The organism is Streptomyces sp. NPDC101166 (assembly GCF_044768125.1).
Taxonomy (GTDB): domain Bacteria; phylum Actinomycetota; class Actinomycetes; order Streptomycetales; family Streptomycetaceae; genus Streptomyces.
Window position 1 is genome coordinate 68731 of the sequence record NZ_JBIWPF010000002.1, and the last position, 15493, is coordinate 84223.

At 72.9% G+C, this 15493-nt stretch carries 13 protein-coding genes and 1 pseudogene; 3 read left to right on the plus strand and 11 right to left on the minus strand.

All coding sequences use genetic code 11. The annotated features are described in order from the left end of the window. Positions 1-44: 44 nt before the first annotated feature. From ACIRS4_RS04670 to ACIRS4_RS04685, 4 genes and pseudogenes are all read right to left on the minus strand, one after another. On the minus strand, positions 45-2012 hold the full coding sequence (locus tag ACIRS4_RS04670) for a Xaa-Pro dipeptidyl-peptidase (RefSeq protein ID WP_404189985.1): 1968 nt from the start codon (positions 2010-2012) through the stop codon (positions 45-47). A 77-nt stretch (positions 2013-2089) separates the two neighbouring features. Next, positions 2090-2515: pseudogene (locus ACIRS4_RS04675) on the minus strand (adenosine kinase); the annotation flags it as partial. Position 2516: 1 nt separating this feature from the next. Then, the gene (locus tag ACIRS4_RS04680) at positions 2517-2999 is read right to left on the minus strand and encodes a macro domain-containing protein (protein ID WP_404189988.1); all 483 of its coding nucleotides are present in this window, start codon (positions 2997-2999) and stop codon (positions 2517-2519) included. 60 nt (positions 3000-3059) lie between these two features. Further along, positions 3060-4526: an amino acid permease gene (locus ACIRS4_RS04685; protein WP_404189991.1), complete on the minus strand. Its 1467-nt coding sequence runs from the start codon at positions 4524-4526 to the stop codon at positions 3060-3062. Positions 4527-5232: 706 nt separating this feature from the next. On the opposite strand from ACIRS4_RS04685, the gene ACIRS4_RS04690 reads away from it, so the two are divergent. After that, positions 5233-5958: a MerR family transcriptional regulator gene (locus ACIRS4_RS04690; protein WP_404191016.1), complete on the plus strand. Its 726-nt coding sequence runs from the start codon at positions 5233-5235 to the stop codon at positions 5956-5958. A 5-nt stretch (positions 5959-5963) separates the two neighbouring features. Here the strand turns inward: ACIRS4_RS04690 and ACIRS4_RS04695 are convergent, their stop codons facing one another. Genes ACIRS4_RS04695 through ACIRS4_RS04705 form a run of 3 tightly spaced genes read right to left on the minus strand, consistent with a single transcriptional unit; the run spans position 5964 to position 10598 of the window. After that, complete coding sequence (locus tag ACIRS4_RS04695) at positions 5964-8141, minus strand: 3-hydroxyacyl-CoA dehydrogenase NAD-binding domain-containing protein (protein WP_404189994.1); 2178 nt, start codon at positions 8139-8141, stop codon at positions 5964-5966. A 40-nt stretch (positions 8142-8181) separates the two neighbouring features. Beyond that, complete coding sequence (locus ACIRS4_RS04700) at positions 8182-9396, minus strand: acetyl-CoA C-acetyltransferase (protein ID WP_404189997.1); 1215 nt, start codon at positions 9394-9396, stop codon at positions 8182-8184. Continuing rightward, entirely contained in the window at positions 9393-10598 is a 1206-nt protein-coding gene (locus ACIRS4_RS04705; RefSeq protein WP_404189999.1) for a CaiB/BaiF CoA transferase family protein, read from the minus strand. The genes ACIRS4_RS04700 and ACIRS4_RS04705 overlap by 4 nt, the downstream gene beginning before the upstream one ends. Before the next feature lie 295 nt (positions 10599-10893). Here ACIRS4_RS04705 and ACIRS4_RS04710 point away from each other — a divergent pair, with 295 nt between their 5' ends. After that, entirely contained in the window at positions 10894-12072 is a 1179-nt protein-coding gene (locus tag ACIRS4_RS04710) for a saccharopine dehydrogenase family protein (protein ID WP_404190002.1), read from the plus strand. Between the two features lie 22 nt (positions 12073-12094). Here the strand turns inward: ACIRS4_RS04710 and mmpA are convergent, their stop codons facing one another. The 4 genes from mmpA to ACIRS4_RS04730 form a co-directional block, all read right to left on the minus strand. Then, entirely contained in the window at positions 12095-12241 is a 147-nt protein-coding gene (gene mmpA / locus ACIRS4_RS04715; RefSeq protein WP_404190005.1) for a morphogenic membrane protein MmpA, read from the minus strand. A gap of 80 nt (positions 12242-12321) precedes the next feature. Then, positions 12322-13017, minus strand: a complete 696-nt coding sequence (locus ACIRS4_RS04720; protein ID WP_404190008.1) for an endonuclease V — start codon at positions 13015-13017, stop codon at positions 12322-12324. A 61-nt stretch (positions 13018-13078) separates the two neighbouring features. Next, positions 13079-13408: a plasmid stabilization protein gene (locus tag ACIRS4_RS04725; RefSeq protein ID WP_404190011.1), complete on the minus strand. Its 330-nt coding sequence runs from the start codon at positions 13406-13408 to the stop codon at positions 13079-13081. A 59-nt stretch (positions 13409-13467) separates the two neighbouring features. Continuing rightward, positions 13468-14559, minus strand: coding sequence for a WD40/YVTN/BNR-like repeat-containing protein (locus ACIRS4_RS04730; protein ID WP_404190014.1), 1092 nt, complete (start codon positions 14557-14559; stop codon positions 13468-13470). A 349-nt stretch (positions 14560-14908) separates the two neighbouring features. Between ACIRS4_RS04730 and ACIRS4_RS04735 the strand changes: the two genes are divergently transcribed. Beyond that, positions 14909-15322, plus strand: coding sequence for an SsgA family sporulation/cell division regulator (locus tag ACIRS4_RS04735; RefSeq protein ID WP_130437639.1), 414 nt, complete (start codon positions 14909-14911; stop codon positions 15320-15322). Positions 15323-15493: the final 171 nt, after the last annotated feature.

Below are 15493 nucleotides of genomic sequence, written 5' to 3' on the forward strand. Positions count from 1 at the left end.
GCCAGATCCTAGTCGGCCAGGAGCGCTCCCTCCGCTCCGGCCCGTCACGGGAGGCGCGGTGCGGACAGTGGGGCGCGGACGCCGTCCGCCGGCGCGGAGCGCGAGGCGTCGGGCGCCGTCGTCGCGGCTCCGGCGGGGGCGACGGTGGAGGTGGCGGCGGCGAACCCCCTGGCGCCGCCGACGAGCGGGACCCGGGCCGACGTGCGGGACAGGTCCAGGGTGAGGGTCGGGGTGTCGGCGGGCGGGTCGATGAGGTCCTTGTCGGTGCCCGCGACGATCAGCGCCAGCCGGTGGCCCGCGGGCACCACGTGGTCGGTGGCCGCCAGGTCGAGGGTGATCGAGTACGCGCGGCCCGGGGTGAGCGGGACGCCCCGGCCGGCGTCGGCGTAAGTGCCCAGGTCGGCCCAGCCGCGACTGACGACGGTATGGCCGACGTCGGCCGTGCGCGGCGCGGTCTCCTTGAAGCAGGCGCTGTCGCCGGCGCTGCTGTCGCCCCAGCAGGTGCGGTCGGCGAGGGTGGTGATGCCCTCGCCGCTCGCCGCGTAGTCCCGGATGGTGTCGGGGCCGAGGTCGACGAGGACGGCGGTCAGATGGGCCGTGGGGGTGCTGGGCGTGGCGGTGACGGTGACCTCGGAGGAGCCGGACAGGCGCAGGTCCCGGGTGAGGGGCGCGGTGACGAAGCCGGCCTTGTCGGGGGTCGCGGTGTCGACCCGCGCCGCCCAGTCGGTCTCGCCGAGCCGCGGGTCGTCGGTGAAGGCCGCGGTGCCGCGTCCCTTGCGCAGGCCCAGGGCGCCGACGCCGGGGTGGACGCCCTGGGCGGGGCGCAGGGTGGTGGTCTGTGTGCCGCGCGGCGGCCAGGACCGCGAGGTGACCCACTGGTCGGGGTGGCGTTCGACGTCGGCCATCGGCTCGCGGTCGATGCCGTTGTCGTAGCCGAGGAGTTCGTGGTCGAACCAGCGGTGCAGGGTCTTCACCCAGTCGGCGCGGCGGAAGTCGAAGGGGTCGACGTGTCCGGTCTGGGAGAGCCAGATCTTGCGTTCGACGCCGTGCTCGGCGAGCGCGTCCCACCACTGACCGACGTGCTTCATACGGACGTTGAGGTCCTGGAGGCCGTGGACGAGGAAGACGCTGGCCTCGACCCTGCTCGCGTGCCTGACGTAGTCGCGTTCTTTCCACAGGCCGGTCCGGTCGCCCGTGCGGGGCGCCTGCTCGACGAGTCTGCGCTGCACGGCGGCGCATTTGGCGCGGGCGTCGGGGCTGGCGACGTAGTCCGAGAGCCAGTCGGGGCCGGAGTCGTAGAGCGGGGCGCCCTGCTGGAAGTAGTAGTCGTACCAGGAGGAGATGGCGCTGATCGGGACGATGGTCTTCAGGCCCTTCACACCGGTGGCGGCGACGCCGTTGGCGATCGTGCCGTCCCAGCTCTTGCCGATCATGCCGGTCGTGCCGTCGGTCCAGCCCGCCTTGACTGCGGTGGTGCCGGTGCGGGTGGTGTACGCGGTGCCGCGTCCGCCCAGCCAGTCGATCACGGCCTTCGCGGAGAGGACGTCGGAGCGGCCGCCGACGTCGACACAGCCATCGGAGCGGTTGGTTCCGGCCAGGTCGACGGCGACGAAGGCGTAGCCGCGGGGCACGAAGTAGTTGTCGTAGAACAGCGGGGTCTGGACGACGGCGCCGTTCGCGTCGTACGTCTTGCGCTGGCTCTCGTTGCCGCGTCCGCAGCACGAGTAGTAGGGGCTGGCGTCCATGATGACGGGCACCTTGCGGCCGCGGGCGGCGGGTTCGCGCGGGCGGACGATGTCGACGGCGACCCGGTCGGTCCTTCCGTCGCCGTCGCCGTCGAGCCGGGTGTCCACCCAGACGGCCTCGCGGACGGCGTCGTCGTAGGAGTACACCGGCAGGCTCTCGCGCGGGGCGGCATGGGCGGTCGCCGGGGTGAGGAAGGCGGCCGTCAGGAGGGTGACGGCCGCGGCCGCGAGCGGTCTCCAGATCGTGAAGCGCGTGCGTATCGGCATGCGCCTGGACGGTACAGCGGGCAACTCCCCTGCAGAAGAGGGCGATTGTGCGCAGGATGTGACCGGAACGGGACCACCCCGGCCAGGGCTCGGAGCGTGGACGGCGGGAACCGGTCGTCGGGGCCGGTGCGGCTCGTGTCGTACAGGGAGAGCCGCCGGCCGTCGGGGCCGACGAGGTTGACGGCGCGCTTGGTGCCGGCGGGCTGCGGGACGGCGGTCAGCCCGATGCCGCGGTCGCGGTGCAGGGCTCGGACCAGCGCGCCCTCGGGGTCGTCGCCGAGGAAGTCGAGATGGTGGGTGCGCAGGCCCAGGGCGGCCAGGCCGACGGCGACGAAGTCCCCTGTCTGTCCGGCGCGGGTGCGGATCCCGCTGCCGATCATGTAGCTGTCGGCGTACGGGAGCGGCAGCTCGGGGACGTACACGATGGTGTCAACGCCCGCGCCGCCCAGGACGAGGACGTCGGTGTCCCGGCCGGACGGGGCGGACCGCGCGGACCTGCTCACCTCAGGCCTCCCCGTGGTCGTACACCGTCACCGCTATGCCGCGCTTCACCAGGCGTTCGGTGATCAGCGGCTCCACCCGGGACCACTTGCCGCCAGCCAGGCCGCAGCCGATGCGGGGCATGTGGACGGAGGCGTCGAGTTCGGCGGCCTTGTCCGCCAGGGCCTGAAGTGCCGTGTCGATGGCCTCGTAGCGCACGGGGACGCCCTTGCTGCCCGTGCCAATGCCGCGCTGACCGACCAGGTTGGCGACCCAGACGTACGGCTCGACCTGGACGAACTGGGCGGCGCCCAGCCCGAAGTCGTTCGCCGCGCGCTCCCGGTGCCAGGCGCGGTAGGCCGCCTCGGGCTGCGGCCAGCGGCGGGAGAGCGCCACGACGAAGCCCTTCCCCCATCCCCCGATGTCGTTGCAGACATGGGCGATCACCTTGACGCCCTTCACCGACGGCACGGTGGCGTCACCCCGGATGTAAGTGATCTCCGACATGACGCCACCGTAGGCGATGCCACTGACAGTGGCCTGCGAGTCACCGCATGGGCCGGCCCGCTACTTCGTGGGGCCGGTCAGCTCCTGGTCGGCGGTTCGCGCCACCCTGTTGCGGATCCCGAACCAGCCGGCGACGAGTGCGGCGGCGATGAGCGGGACGAGCAGCACGGTCTTGCGGCCGACCTCGGGGTCGTTCCACATCAGGCCGAGCACGGCGATCAGGAAGACGATCGTGGCGATCTCCGTGCCCGGACTGCCGGGGAGGCGGAAGGACGGCCGGTGGAGCAGGCCCGCCCTGGCGCGGCGTACGAAGACCAGGTGGCAGACCATGATGATCACCCAGGTGCTGATGACGCCGAGGGAGGCGACGTTCAGCACGATCTCGAAGGCCTGCTCCGGCACGAGGTAGTTCAGGCCGACGCCGAGGACGCAGACCCCGCAGGTGAGCAGGATGCCGCCGTAGGGGACCTGGCTGCGGTTCATGCGGGCGGTGAACTTCGGGGCGGAGCCCGCCATCGCCATGGAGCGCAGGATGCGGCCGGTGGAGTACAGGCCGGAGTTGAGCGAGGACATGGCGGCGGTGAGGACGACGAGGTTCATCACGTCGCCGGCGCCGGAGACGCCGATCTTCGACAGGACGGTGACGAACGGGCTCTGGTCGGCGGAGTAGGCCGAGCCGGGCAGCAGCAGGGCGAGCAGGACGACCGAGCCGACGTAGAACAGGCCGACCCGCCACATGATCGAGTTCACCGCGCGCGGGACGACCTTCTCCGGCTCGGCGGTCTCGCCCGCGGCGACGCCGACCAGCTCCAGTGCGGCGTACGCGAAGATCACGCCCTGCATGACGATGACGACGGGCATCAGGCCGTGCGGGAGGAGGCCGCCGTTGTCGGTGATCACGCCGAGGCCGGGCGCCCGGCCGTCGACCTCGTGCCGGGTGGCGAGCAGGAAGATGCCGATGCACATGAACGCGACGAGGGTGGCGACCTTGACGACGGAGAACCAGAACTCCATCTCGCCGAAGATCTTCACCGAGATCAGGTTGACGGCCAGCACCACGGCCAGTGCGGCCAGCGCCAGCACCCACTGGGGGATGCTGGTGAACAGACTCCAGTAGTGCGTGTAGAGCGCGATCGCCGTGATGTCGGCGATGCCGGTGGTCGACCAGTTCAGGAAGTACATCCAGCCGGCGACGTACGCGCCCTTCTCGCCCAGGAACTCACGCGCGTACGACACGAACGAGCCGGAGGACGGCCGGTAGAGGACCAGCTCGCCCAGGGCGCGGACGACGAAGAAGGCGAAGACGCCGCAGACGAGGTAGGCCGCGGCGAGCGCCGGGCCCGCGGTGTGCAGGCGTCCTCCGGCGCCCAGGAAGAGGCCGGTGCCGATGGCGCCGCCGATGGCGATCATGTTGACGTGGCGGTGCTTCAGGTCCTTGCTGTAGCCGGCGTCGCCCGCGTCCGCGGGTGTCGCGGTCGCCCGGGTGGGGGCGGCGACCTCGGCCGTGTGCACGGTGTCCTTGCTCACGGGAGTTCCACTCTCTGGTGCGCCCGGGCGTCGTGCGCTCGGGTTTTCCGTACGGTCCTGGCCCGCGGCTCCCAGGTCGGGGCACAGACCAAGGGGGCAGCTTCCCCGCGTGTGACCGCTCATGCGGTGGCTCATGTCACAGAGGGTGACTTCTCACAGGGTCCTCACTCCGCCCCTCGGCTTTCACCTGATTCTGGCGAGGAGGCCCCAGCGTTCACGCGGGGAGGAATCGCCTCCCGCGACCGCGACGCGGAGCGTCTCCTGTTGCCGACGCCCGAGCAGGCGTCGGTACTGGAGGCGACTCTGCACGCCTGCAACCGCGCGGCCGACCATGTGTCCCGTACCGCCTTCGAGCAGGGCGTGTACGGGCGCAATGAGTTGCAGAAGCTGGTGTATACGGACATCAAGGGCGACCTTTGGTCTGTCCGCCCAGCCCGCCGTCCGCGCGATCAAGAAGACCGTCGACGCGTACGCCACCCTGCGGGCGAACCTCACGGCCGGAAACCTCGGCAAGCCCGGCTCGAAACGCTGGCGCAAGGCCACATGCACCCCGATCGCCTTCCGGCCCGAGGCGGCCCAGCCGTTCGACGACCGGTGTCTGTCGTGGCAGCACGACGCGCGCACAGTGTGTACGACCGAGCGCACCTTCTCGGCAGTTCACGGCCGAGAAGGTGACAGCGGTGGTGTGACAGCGATACTGCTGCGCATGACGATCGAAATCGAGGAGCCGTCCCTCACGGTCGACGAGCTGGCCGCCCGGGCCGGTGTCACGGTGCGCACGGTCCGCTTCTACGGCACCAGAGGGCTGCTGCCGCCGCCGGCCATCGGTCCGCGCCGGGTGGGCCGCTACGGCGCGGGGCATCTCGCGCGGCTGGCGTTGATCGAGGAGCTGAGGCGGCAGGGCATGACGCTGGCCGCGATCGAGCGCTATCTGGACCGGCTGCCCGCCGGTCTCGACGCCCACGACCTCGCCGTCCACCGCGCGGTGGTGGCGTCGTGGGCGCCGGACGCGCAGGAGACGGTGACGCGCAAGGAGCTGTGCCGGCGGGCGGGACGGGCGCTGGAGCCGGGGGACGTGGACCGGCTGACGGCGATGGGCGTGCTGACCGAGGCTCCCGCCGAGGACTCCTACCGGGTGGATCCGGGGTTGCTGAGGCTGGGCGTGCGGCTCCTGGACGTACCGCTGTCCCCGGAGTCGATCCTCGCGGCGCGCACCGTGCTCGTGGAGCACGCGCGGGCCGCCGCGCAGGAGATGTCGCGGCTGCTGCGCGAGGAGGTGTCCGAGGGCGACGCGCGCGCGGTGCGGTCGCTGTCGGCGCACATGCAGCCGCTGGTGGTGCAGGCGCTGCTCACGGCGTTCCAGCGGTCGCTGACCGAGGAGGTCCGGGAGTGGCTCGGGGAGCCGCCGCCGGCGGACGGCTCCCCTGAGTGAGCCGCTCAGCGGCCGTCGGTGAAGGTCTCCCCCTTCTCCGCCTTCTCGACGAGCAGCGCGGGCGGGGCGAAACGGTCGCCGTAGCGCTCGGCGAGTTCACGCGCGCGCGCCACGAAACCGGTGAGGCCTCCCTCGTAGCCGTTGATGTACTGGAGCACGCCGCCGGTCCAGCCCGGGAAGCCGATGCCGAAGAGGGAGCCGATGTTGGCGTCCGCGACGGAGGTCAGCACGCCCTCCTCCAGCAGCCGGACCGTGTCGAGGGCCTCGGCGAAGAGCATGCGCTCCTGCATGTCCCGGAACGGGATCTGCGCGCCCTCGCGGGTGAAGTGCTCGCGCAGGCCCGGCCACAGGCCCGCCCGCTTGCCGTCGGCCCCGTACTCGTAGAAGCCGGCGCCGCCGCTGCGGCCCGTGCGGCCGAACTCGTCGACCATGCGGTCGATGACGGCCTCGGCGGGGTGCGCGCTCCACACGCCGCCCGCGTCCTGAACGGCCCGCCGGGTCTCCTGGCGGATCCTGCGCGGCAGGGTGAGGGTCAGGTCGTCCATCAGGGACAGCACCTTGGCCGGGTAGCCCGCCTGGGCGGCCGCCTGTTCGACGGAGGCGGGCTCGATGCCCTCGCCGACCATGGCGACGCCCTCGTTGATGAAGTGGCCGATCACCCGGGAGGTGAAGAAGCCGCGCGAGTCGTTGACGACGATCGGCGTCTTCTTGATCTGCCGGACCAGGTCGAAGGCGCGCGCGAGCGCCTCGTCGCCGGTCCGCTCGCCCTTGATGATCTCGACGAGGGGCATCTTGTCGACGGGCGAGAAGAAGTGCAGCCCGATGAAGTCGGTCTGGCGCTCCACGCCCTCGGCGAGGGCGGTGATGGGCAGGGTGGAGGTGTTGGAGCACAGCAGTGCGTCGGGGGCGAGGAGGTGCTGGATCTCCTGGAACACCTTGTGCTTGAGGGAGGTGTCCTCGAACACGGCCTCGATGACGGCGTCGCAGCCGGCCACGTCCTGCGGGTCGGCGGTGGGTGTGATCCGGGCGAGCAGGGCGTCCGCCTTCTCCTGGGTCGTACGCCCCCGGGAGACGGCCTTGGCGCACAGCTTCTCGGAGTAGGCCTTGCCCTTGACGGCCGCCTCCAGGGAGACGTCCTTGAGCACGACGTCGATGCCCGCGCGGGCGCACGAGTAGGCGATGCCGGCGCCCATCATCCCGGCGCCGAGGACGGCGGCCTTGCGGACCTGGCGCCGCGGGACGCCCTGGGGCCGGTTGGCGCCGGAGTTGACGGCCTGGAGGTCGAAGAAGAACGCCTGGATCATGTTCTTGGAGATCTGCCCGGCGGCCAGCTCCACGAAGTAGCGGGCCTCGATGACCTGCGCGGTCTCGAAGTCGACCTGGGCGCCCTCGACGGCTGCGGCGAGGATGTTGCGCGGGGCCGGGTAGGGGGCGCCCTTGGTCTCCTTGCGCAGACTGGCCGGGAAGGCGGGCAGGTTCGCCGCGAACTTGGGGTTCGAGGGCGTACCGCCGGGGATACGGTAGCCGGGCCGGTCCCAGGGCTGCTGCGATTCGGGGTGTGCGTCGATGAAGGCGCGGGCCTTGGCGAGCATGTCCTCGGGCGTGTCGGCCACCTCGTGGATCAGGCCGTGCTCCAGGGCGCGCCGCGGGCTGTACTGGGTGCCCTTGAGGAGGACCTTGAGAAGGGCGTCGGCGATGCCGAGCAGGCGCACGGTGCGCACCACGCCGCCGCCCCCGGGGAGCAGTCCGAGGGTGACCTCGGGGCAGCCGATCCGGGAGCCGGGGGCGTCGAGGGCGACCCGGTGGTGGCAGGCGAGGGCGATCTCGTAACCGCCGCCCAGGGCCGCGCCGTTCAGTGCGGCGACGACGGGCTTGCCGAGGGTCTCGATGCGGCGCAGGTTGCGCTTGATCTCCAGGCCGCCGTCGAGGAGCTGCTGTGCGGTGCCGGGGGTGACGCGGATCAGGTCGCGCAGGTCGCCGCCGGCGAAGAAGGTCTTCTTGGCGGAGGTGATGATCACGCCCCGGACGGAGTCCTTCTCGGCCTCCAGGCGGTCGGCGATCACCGCGAGCGAGTCGCGGAACGCCTGGTTCATGGTGTTGGCGGACTGTTCGGGGTCGTCGAGGACGAGGGTGACGAGGCCGGTGCGGTCCTGTTCCCAGCGGATGGCAGTGCTCTGTGTCATGACAGGGTCTCCGTTGAAGTCTGTTGTTCCGCCGGGGTGGTCAGAGGCGTTCGACGATGGTCGCGATGCCCATGCCGCCGCCCACGCACAGCGTGGCGAGGCCGTAGCGCTTGTCCTGGCGCTCCAGTTCGTCGACGAGAGTGCCGAGGATCATCGCGCCGGTGGCGCCGAGGGGATGGCCGAGGGCGATGGCGCCGCCGTTGACGTTGACCTTGTCCAGGGACAGGCCCATGTCCTTGACGAAGCGCAGGACGACGGCGGCGAAGGCCTCGTTGATCTCGACGAGGTCGATGTCGTCGACCGTCAGGCCCGCCTTGGCGAGGGCCTTGCGGGTGGCGGGGGCGGGTCCGGTGAGCATGATGGTGGGCTCGGAGCCGGAGACGGCGGCGGAGACGATCCGCGCGCGCGGGGTGAGCCCGTACCGTTCGCCGACCTCCTTGGAGCCGATCGCGACGAGTGAGGCGCCGTCGACGATGCCGGAGGAGTTGCCCGCGTGGTGGACGTGGTCGATCTTCTCCACCCAGTGGTACTTCTGCAGGGCGACCGCGTCGAAGCCGCCGAGTTCGCCGATGTCGGCGAAGGACGGCTTGAGTCCGGCGAGGGAGTCCGCGGTGGTGCCGGGGCGCGGGTGCTCGTCGTGGTCGAGGACGACCAGGCCGCTGCGGTCCCTGACCGGCACGACGGAGCGGTCGAAGCGGCCGTCCTTCCAGGCGGCGGCCGCCCGCTCCTGGGAGAGGGCCGCGTACTCGTCGACGTCGCGCCGGGTGAAGCCCTCGATGGTGGCGATGAGGTCGGCGCCGATGCCCTGGGGCACGAAGTTCACGGCGAGGTTGGTCATCGGGTCGTTGAACCAGGCGCCGCCGTCGGAGGCCATCGGCACCCGGGACATCGACTCCACGCCGCCGGCGAGAACGAGGTCCTCCCATCCTGAACGGACTTTCGCGGCAGCCAGGTTGACGGCTTCCAGGCCCGAGGCGCAGAAGCGGTTCTCCTGCACGCCGGCGACCGTGTCGGGCAGTCCGGCGGCGATCGCGGCGGTGCGCGCGATGTCGGAGCCCTGGTCGCCGACGGGGCTGACGACGCCGAGGACGATGTCGTCGACGGCGGCCGGGTCGAGTCCGGGGAAGCGGTCGCGCAGCTCGTGGATCAGGCCGACGACGAGGTCGATGGGCTTGGTCCCGTGCAGGGCGCCGTTCGCCTTGCCGCGCCCGCGCGGGGTGCGGATCGCGTCGTACACGTACGCTTCGGTGCTCACTGGGAGGCCTTTCGGGGAGGGTGGGCCGAGGAGGAACGGTCGCCCTGGCGGGGAGGGTCCGTGACGAGCAGCGGGACGTCCCAGTCGCGCGCCACCTCGGCGGTGTCGGCGCCGGGCCGGGCGGGGCCGCCGCGCACGGCGGCCGGGGTCAGGGAGAAGCGGGGCGCGGGGGCGGGCTGGGTGATGCCGCCGTGGTCGGTGAAGGTGCCGCGGGCGGCGAGGTGCGGGTGGCGCGGGGCCTCGCTCAGCGACAGCACGGGCGCCACGCATGCGTCGGTGTCCGCGAAGAGGGCCGTCCACTCGTCCCGGGTGCGGGACTTGAAGCGGGCGGCGACCGCCTCGCGCAGGTCGTCCCAGCGGGAGGGGTCCTTGCGGGCGTCACCGAAGTCGTCGAGCCCCAGCAGGCGTACGAAGGTGTCGTAGAACTGCGGTTCCAGGGCGCCGACGGCCATGTGGCCGCCGTCGGCGGTCTCGTAGGTGCCGTAGTAGGGACAGCCGCCGTCCAGGAGGTTGGCTGCGCGGCGGTCCTGCCAGCGCCCGGCGGCGAGCATGCCGTGGAGCATGGCGGACAGGTGCGCCGTTCCGTCGACGATGGCGGCGTCGACGACCTGGCCCTCGCCGGTCGCGCGCGCGTGGTGCAGTGCGGCCAGGACGCCGACGACGAGGTAGAGGGAGCCGCCGGCGTAGTCCCCGAGGAGGTTGGCGGGGGCGGGCGGGGGCGTGTCCGGGGGGCCGATCAGGCCGAGGGCGCCGGTGAGGGCGATGTAGGCGATGTCGTGGCCGGCGCGAGGGGCGAGGGGGCCGTCCTGGCCCCACCCGGTCATCCGGCCGTAGACCAGCCGGGGGTTGCGGGCGTGGCAGGCCTCGGGGCCGACACCGAGGCGTTCGGCGACGCCGGGGCGGTTGCCCTCCAGCAGCACGTCGGCGCGGGCGGCGAGGTCGAGGACGCGCGCGGGCCCGTCGGGGGACTTCAGGTCGACGATCACCGAGCGCTTGTTGCGGTTGGTGACGTCGTGGGCGGGGTCGACGGCGAGGGCGGAGCCGCCGGGGCGGTCGACGCGGACGACGTCGGCGCCGAGGTCGGCGAGGAGCATCGCCGCGAAGGGGCCGGGGCCGATGCCGGCGAGCTCGACCACGCGTACGCCCGTGAGCGGGCCGTGCCGGGGCGGGGGTGCCGCGTCCGCGGTGTCTGCCGTTGTCATCCAGCCCCCTTGCTGTGACACAACCGATGTAACACCAGTGATGCTAGGAACGTGTTCCCGTGGACACAAGAGGCGAGCGAGCAAGCGCTTAGCCAGTTTAGTGCGCGACGCGGGGTTTCTCCCGGCGGGCGGTCGGGAGGGGGCGGGCGCGGACCGGGCGCGTGCCTTCTCCCGCTTTTTCCGGTCGTTCCCGGGCACGGCCACCCGCTGCTCGTGGCCTCGTCGCCGGGCTTCGCACCGCTCACGCTAACCTCGGCCACCCACAGCGGCGCGGGCTGCACGACAAAGGGGTGTCATGAGCAGGCTGAACAGGTCGGACCGTCCGTACGACATCGTGCTCTTCGGGGCCACCGGCTTCGTCGGGACGCTCACCGCGGAGTACCTGGCCGCCCACGCGCCCGAGGGCCTGCGCTGGGCGATCGCCGGGCGCGACGAGGTCAAGCTGCGCCGGCTGCGCGACCGGCTTCCGGGCGGCGCGGAGCCGGGGGTGCTGCGGGCCGACGTGTCCGACACGGCCTCCCTGCGCGCGCTCGCCCGGCAGGCACGCGTGGTGGCGACGACGGTCGGCCCCTATGTGGCCTACGGCGAGGACCTGGTGGCCGCCTGCGCGGACGCCGGCGCCGACTACCTCGACCTCACCGGGGAGCCGGAGTTCGTCGACCTGACGTACGTCCGGCACGACGCACGCGCGCGGGAGACCGGGGCGCGCCTGGTGCACGCGTGCGGCTTCGACTCCGTGCCGCACGATCTGGGCGTGTACTTCACGGTCCGTCAACTGCCCGCGGGCGTGCCGCTGACGGTGGACGGCTTCGTGACCGCCGACGCCGCCTTCTCGGGCGGGACGTTCGCCTCCGCGCTGGGGCAGTTCGCACGCGGGCGGCGGATGGCGGCCGCGGCGCGGGAGCGGCGCCGGCACGAGCCCCGGCTGATGGGCCGGCGGGCGGGCGCGCCCACCGGGCCGCCCCGGTTCGCGCCGGAGGTCGGCGCCTGGGCGCTGCCGCTGCCCACCATCGACCCGCAGATCGTGCGCCGCTCCGCGAAGGCGCTGGACCGCTACGGACCCGACTTCCGCTACCGCCACTACGCGGCCGTACGGCGTCTGCCGGTCGCCGTGGGCGGTGTGGCGGGCGTGGGGGCGCTGTTCGCCGCCGCCCAGGTGCCGCCCGTGCGGCGCTGGCTGTCGGAGCGGCTGAAGCCCGGCGACGGGCCGAGTGCCGAGCGCCGGGCGCGCAGCTGGTTCTCGGTGCGGTTCGTGGGCGAGGGCGGCGGCCGGCGGGTCTTCACCGAGGTGTCGGGCGGCGACCCCGGCTACGACGAGACGGCGAAGATGTTCGCCGAGGCGGCGCTCGCCCTGGCCCTGGACGACCTGCCGGAGACGGCCGGGCAGGTCACGACGGCGGTCGCGATGGGCGACGCCCTGATCGAACGGCTCGGCGCCGCGGGCATCCGCTTCCGGGTGGCGGCGCGCCGCTGAGGCCTGGGCCCGACCCGGCGGCTCAGAGGTTCCACCGGGCCAGGGTGTAGATCATGCCGGCGATCCAGCCCAGTCCGGCCAGCAGGGCGAGGACCAGCGCCGCGTTCATGGCGCGCCGCACGGGCAGGGCGGGGCCGGCCGGCGGCTCGGGGCAACGATGCGTCGTCATGGCGGCCACACTGCCGGGCGGCGGCCGGGCGGCGCATCCGTACGGGTACTCAGACGGCGTACTCGAACGGCGCGCCCCGCTCAGGGGCTCGCCGTCGCCTCCCGGAGCGCCCGCCGGCACAGCGCGTCGGCCCGGCGGGTCGACTCCGGGAGCCGGAACCGCGGGGTGAGCGCGAGCGTGTGGGCGCAGGCGCGGTCCAGGGTCACCCGGTGGCCGACGGACACGAAGACCGGCTTGACGCCCTCGCGGGTGCGCAGCGCGCGGCCCACCTCGTCGGCGCCCGCGAGCAGCGGGGACGCCGATCCACGCGGGACGCCGGGGTCGTCGTACGTGAAGGCGAAGGGGTTCTTGGCGACGCCGATCGTGGGCAGGCCGGTGAGGACGCCGAGGTGGCTGGCGAGCCCGAATCGGCGCGGGTGGGCGAGGCCGTAGCCGTCGCACACGATGAGGCCCGGCGGGCAGGGCAGCGCGTCGAGCGCGGCCAGCACCGTGGGGATCTCGCGGAAGGCGAGCAGACCGGGCACGTACGGGAAGGAGATCCGTCCGACGGCGGTCGCCTCGGCGACGACGTCGAGGGTCGCCGCGTCGAGCACGACGGCCGCGGCGGCGACGACGTCCCGCTCGTCGTCGTAGGCGACGTCCACCCCCGTCACCCGGCCGGTGCCCGGAGGCGGCCCGGGTTCGTCGAGCACCACCCGGGCTCGCAGCGCGTCCTGGACGGCGTGGGCCTCTGCCTCGGTCGCGGGCCAGCCCGCGGGAATGCGTACGGTCGTCATGGCGGTGACGAGCGTACGGCTCCCGCGGGCCGGTCCGCGATCGAGTTCCCCGGCGGCCGGGTCAGCCCTTGTCGTCCAGGGCGCGCTGCAGCTGGCTCTTGTTCATGTCCGAACGGCCGTGGACGCCCCGCCGCTTGGCCTCCTCGTACAGCTGGTCGTACGTGGGCCCCTGGGAGCCCTTGCCGGACCGCTGGCCCCCGCGCTTGCCGGACGACATGTCCTGCGTGGATGTCCGGCTGGCGGTCTTGGACTCGCCGGCCCGGGCGCGTTCCTTGTTGACGGTCCTGGCGGCGATCTCCTCCGCCCGGCCGGTGCTCTCACCCCGGTCCTGCGCGCTCTTCTTGATGTGCTCGTACTGGCGCTCCCGCTTGGGGCTGGAACCGCGTGGCATGTGCGCTCACTCCTTTCGCGGCTTTCGCGTTCGCACCGCCCGGGTACCCCTGAAACCGCTCACCTCTCCAGCCGTGCCACCCGCCCCTGCTCGCCGGCCGCCCAGCAGGCCCCGTCCCGGGTGCAGTCGACGGTGTCGTAGGAACCGGTGTCGACCGTGCGCCAGGTGCGGCCGGCGTCGGTGGTCAGGTCGGTTCCGGTGGGGCCGACGGCGAGGGCGGCGGTCCGGCTGTGCGGCAGCCAGGCGACGCCGGAGCGGTAGGCGGGCGGGGGTGCGGCGGCGGTCCGCCAGGTCCGGCCGGCGTCGCCGGTCGTGGCGGCCGACCGGGGGGAGACCTGGTCGGGCCGGTAGTCGCCGCCCACGGCGAGGCCGTGGGCGCGGTCGCGGAAGGCGAGGGCGAAGACTCCGCGCGCAGGGTCGCCCGCGGGGATCGGGGCGTCGGCGGCCTTCCAGGTCAGTCCGCGGTCAAAGGAGTGCAGCACTCGCGCGCGTGCCCCGCCGCCGGTGGCGAGCCAGACGTCGCGGGACCCGGCGGAGACCAGGCACTGGCCGCCGGCCGCGAAGCCCGCCTCGCCTTCCAGGGCGGGCGGCATGCCCCGGTCGGGCAGCACCTTCCAGGAGCGGCCGCCGTCGCTCGTGGACAGGATGCGGAACTTGCCGTCCACCGGGTCGCTCATCGCCAGGCCGTGGCGGCGGTCGAAGAAGGTCATGCAGTCGTAGAAGGCCCTGGCGTCGGTGTTGCGGAAGGACTCCTTCCAGGTGGCTCCGCCGTCGTCCGTGCGGTAGACACGGGAGGCCTCGCCCTCGCCGATGGCCAGCACCACGGCGCGGCGCGCGTCGAACGCCTCGATGTCGCGGAACTGCAACTCGGCGGCGCCGGGCGGGGAGACGTCCCGCCAGGTCCGCCCGCCGTCGGCGGTGCGCAGGACGGTGCCGAGGCTGCCGGCCGCCCAGGCCGTGTTCCGGTCGACGGCGGCCAGGCCGCGGAAGCGGACGGCGGGCTTGCCGGTGTCCTTGAGGGCCCACGCGGGCGCGTGGCCGCCCGGTACGGCGGGGGCGCGGCCCGCCTCCGGTGCGGGCGCCCGGTCCACCGCCCGGGCCGGGGCGGCCGTCACGGCCAGGACGGCCGCGCAGGCCGCCGCCGCTGCCATGACGGCTCGCGCGGCGCGCCTCTTCAGGAAGGGGGGAGATGTCGGGGTTGTGCGGGTGGCGGGAGCCGTCCCCGCCGTCGGAACCGTTCGTACCGTGTGTCGCGTCTTCCCCAGGGGTCTCATGGCGCGGGAAGCTAGCCCACGGCCCTGACGGCGTCCAGAGGACCACGGTCGCCTCAATCGCCTTACGGGGCACAGGAAGAGAGGTGAGTCACTCGTGTGCATGAAACTCGGTGACCGAGGTCACTCGCATTGCATGTGCACGCACCGGCAGGTTCCGACGTCTCTTCCAGTGTCCGGCTGCACTCACCCCCGGTAGTTCGTCCCGCTGTCACAAGGGAGCAAGGCGTTGTCCATCGTCATCGATCAGCCCGTTGAGGCCCGCCTGGTCGCCGCCGCACCTCGGATGTCGAGCATCCCCGCCACGCTGCACTACGACCGTCGCGACCCCTTCGCCGTCCGCATGACCTTCCCCGCCCCGGCCACCCTGGAGGGCGTCGAGGTCTGCTGGACCTTCGCCCGCGATCTGCTCACGGCGGGGCTGCACGAGGCGGAGGGCCACGGTGACGTCCGCGTCCGCCCCTACGGCTACGACAGGACGGTGCTGGAGTTCCACGCGCCCGAGGGCACCGCGATCGTGCACGTGCACTCGTCGGAGATCCGGCGGTTCCTCCAGGCCACGAGCGAGCTGGTGCCGGCCGGGCGGGAGCACCTGCAGCTCGACCTCGACAACGGCCTGGCGGAGCTGATGCGGGACGCCTGACCCGGCCGAAGGCCCGAAGTGGGCGGGACGTGCGAAACCGGTGGGTGCCCGGACCTTTTAATGCGTTGACCGGCCCTCGCGGCCCCCTTACGGTGAGAACGCTTCTGTCGCCGCCGAAGGGAGAAGGACGTTGTACGTCTGAGGTCAGAGACACCGCGCCACGCCTGTCAG

What these genes read in the sequence shown, in the direction of transcription:
- ACIRS4_RS04705 (WP_404189999.1), bottom strand. Translation starts at nt 10,598, where the DNA reads ATGACAACGGCAGACACCGCGGACGCGGCACCCCCGCCCCGGCACGGC.
- ACIRS4_RS04730 (WP_404190014.1), bottom strand. Translation starts at nt 14,559, where the DNA reads ATGGCAGCGGCGGCGGCCTGCGCGGCCGTCCTGGCCGTGACGGCCGCC.
- ACIRS4_RS04725 (WP_404190011.1), bottom strand. Translation starts at nt 13,408, where the DNA reads ATGCCACGCGGTTCCAGCCCCAAGCGGGAGCGCCAGTACGAGCACATC.
- mmpA (WP_404190005.1), bottom strand. Translation starts at nt 12,241, where the DNA reads ATGACGACGCATCGTTGCCCCGAGCCGCCGGCCGGCCCCGCCCTGCCC.
- ACIRS4_RS04690 (WP_404191016.1), top strand. Translation starts at nt 5,233, where the DNA reads ATGACGATCGAAATCGAGGAGCCGTCCCTCACGGTCGACGAGCTGGCC.
- ACIRS4_RS04720 (WP_404190008.1), bottom strand. Translation starts at nt 13,017, where the DNA reads ATGACGACCGTACGCATTCCCGCGGGCTGGCCCGCGACCGAGGCAGAG.
- ACIRS4_RS04695 (WP_404189994.1), bottom strand. Translation starts at nt 8,141, where the DNA reads ATGACACAGAGCACTGCCATCCGCTGGGAACAGGACCGCACCGGCCTC.
- ACIRS4_RS04670 (WP_404189985.1), bottom strand. Translation starts at nt 2,012, where the DNA reads ATGCCGATACGCACGCGCTTCACGATCTGGAGACCGCTCGCGGCCGCG.
- ACIRS4_RS04710 (WP_404190002.1), top strand. Translation starts at nt 10,894, where the DNA reads ATGAGCAGGCTGAACAGGTCGGACCGTCCGTACGACATCGTGCTCTTC.
- ACIRS4_RS04680 (WP_404189988.1), bottom strand. Translation starts at nt 2,999, where the DNA reads ATGTCGGAGATCACTTACATCCGGGGTGACGCCACCGTGCCGTCGGTG.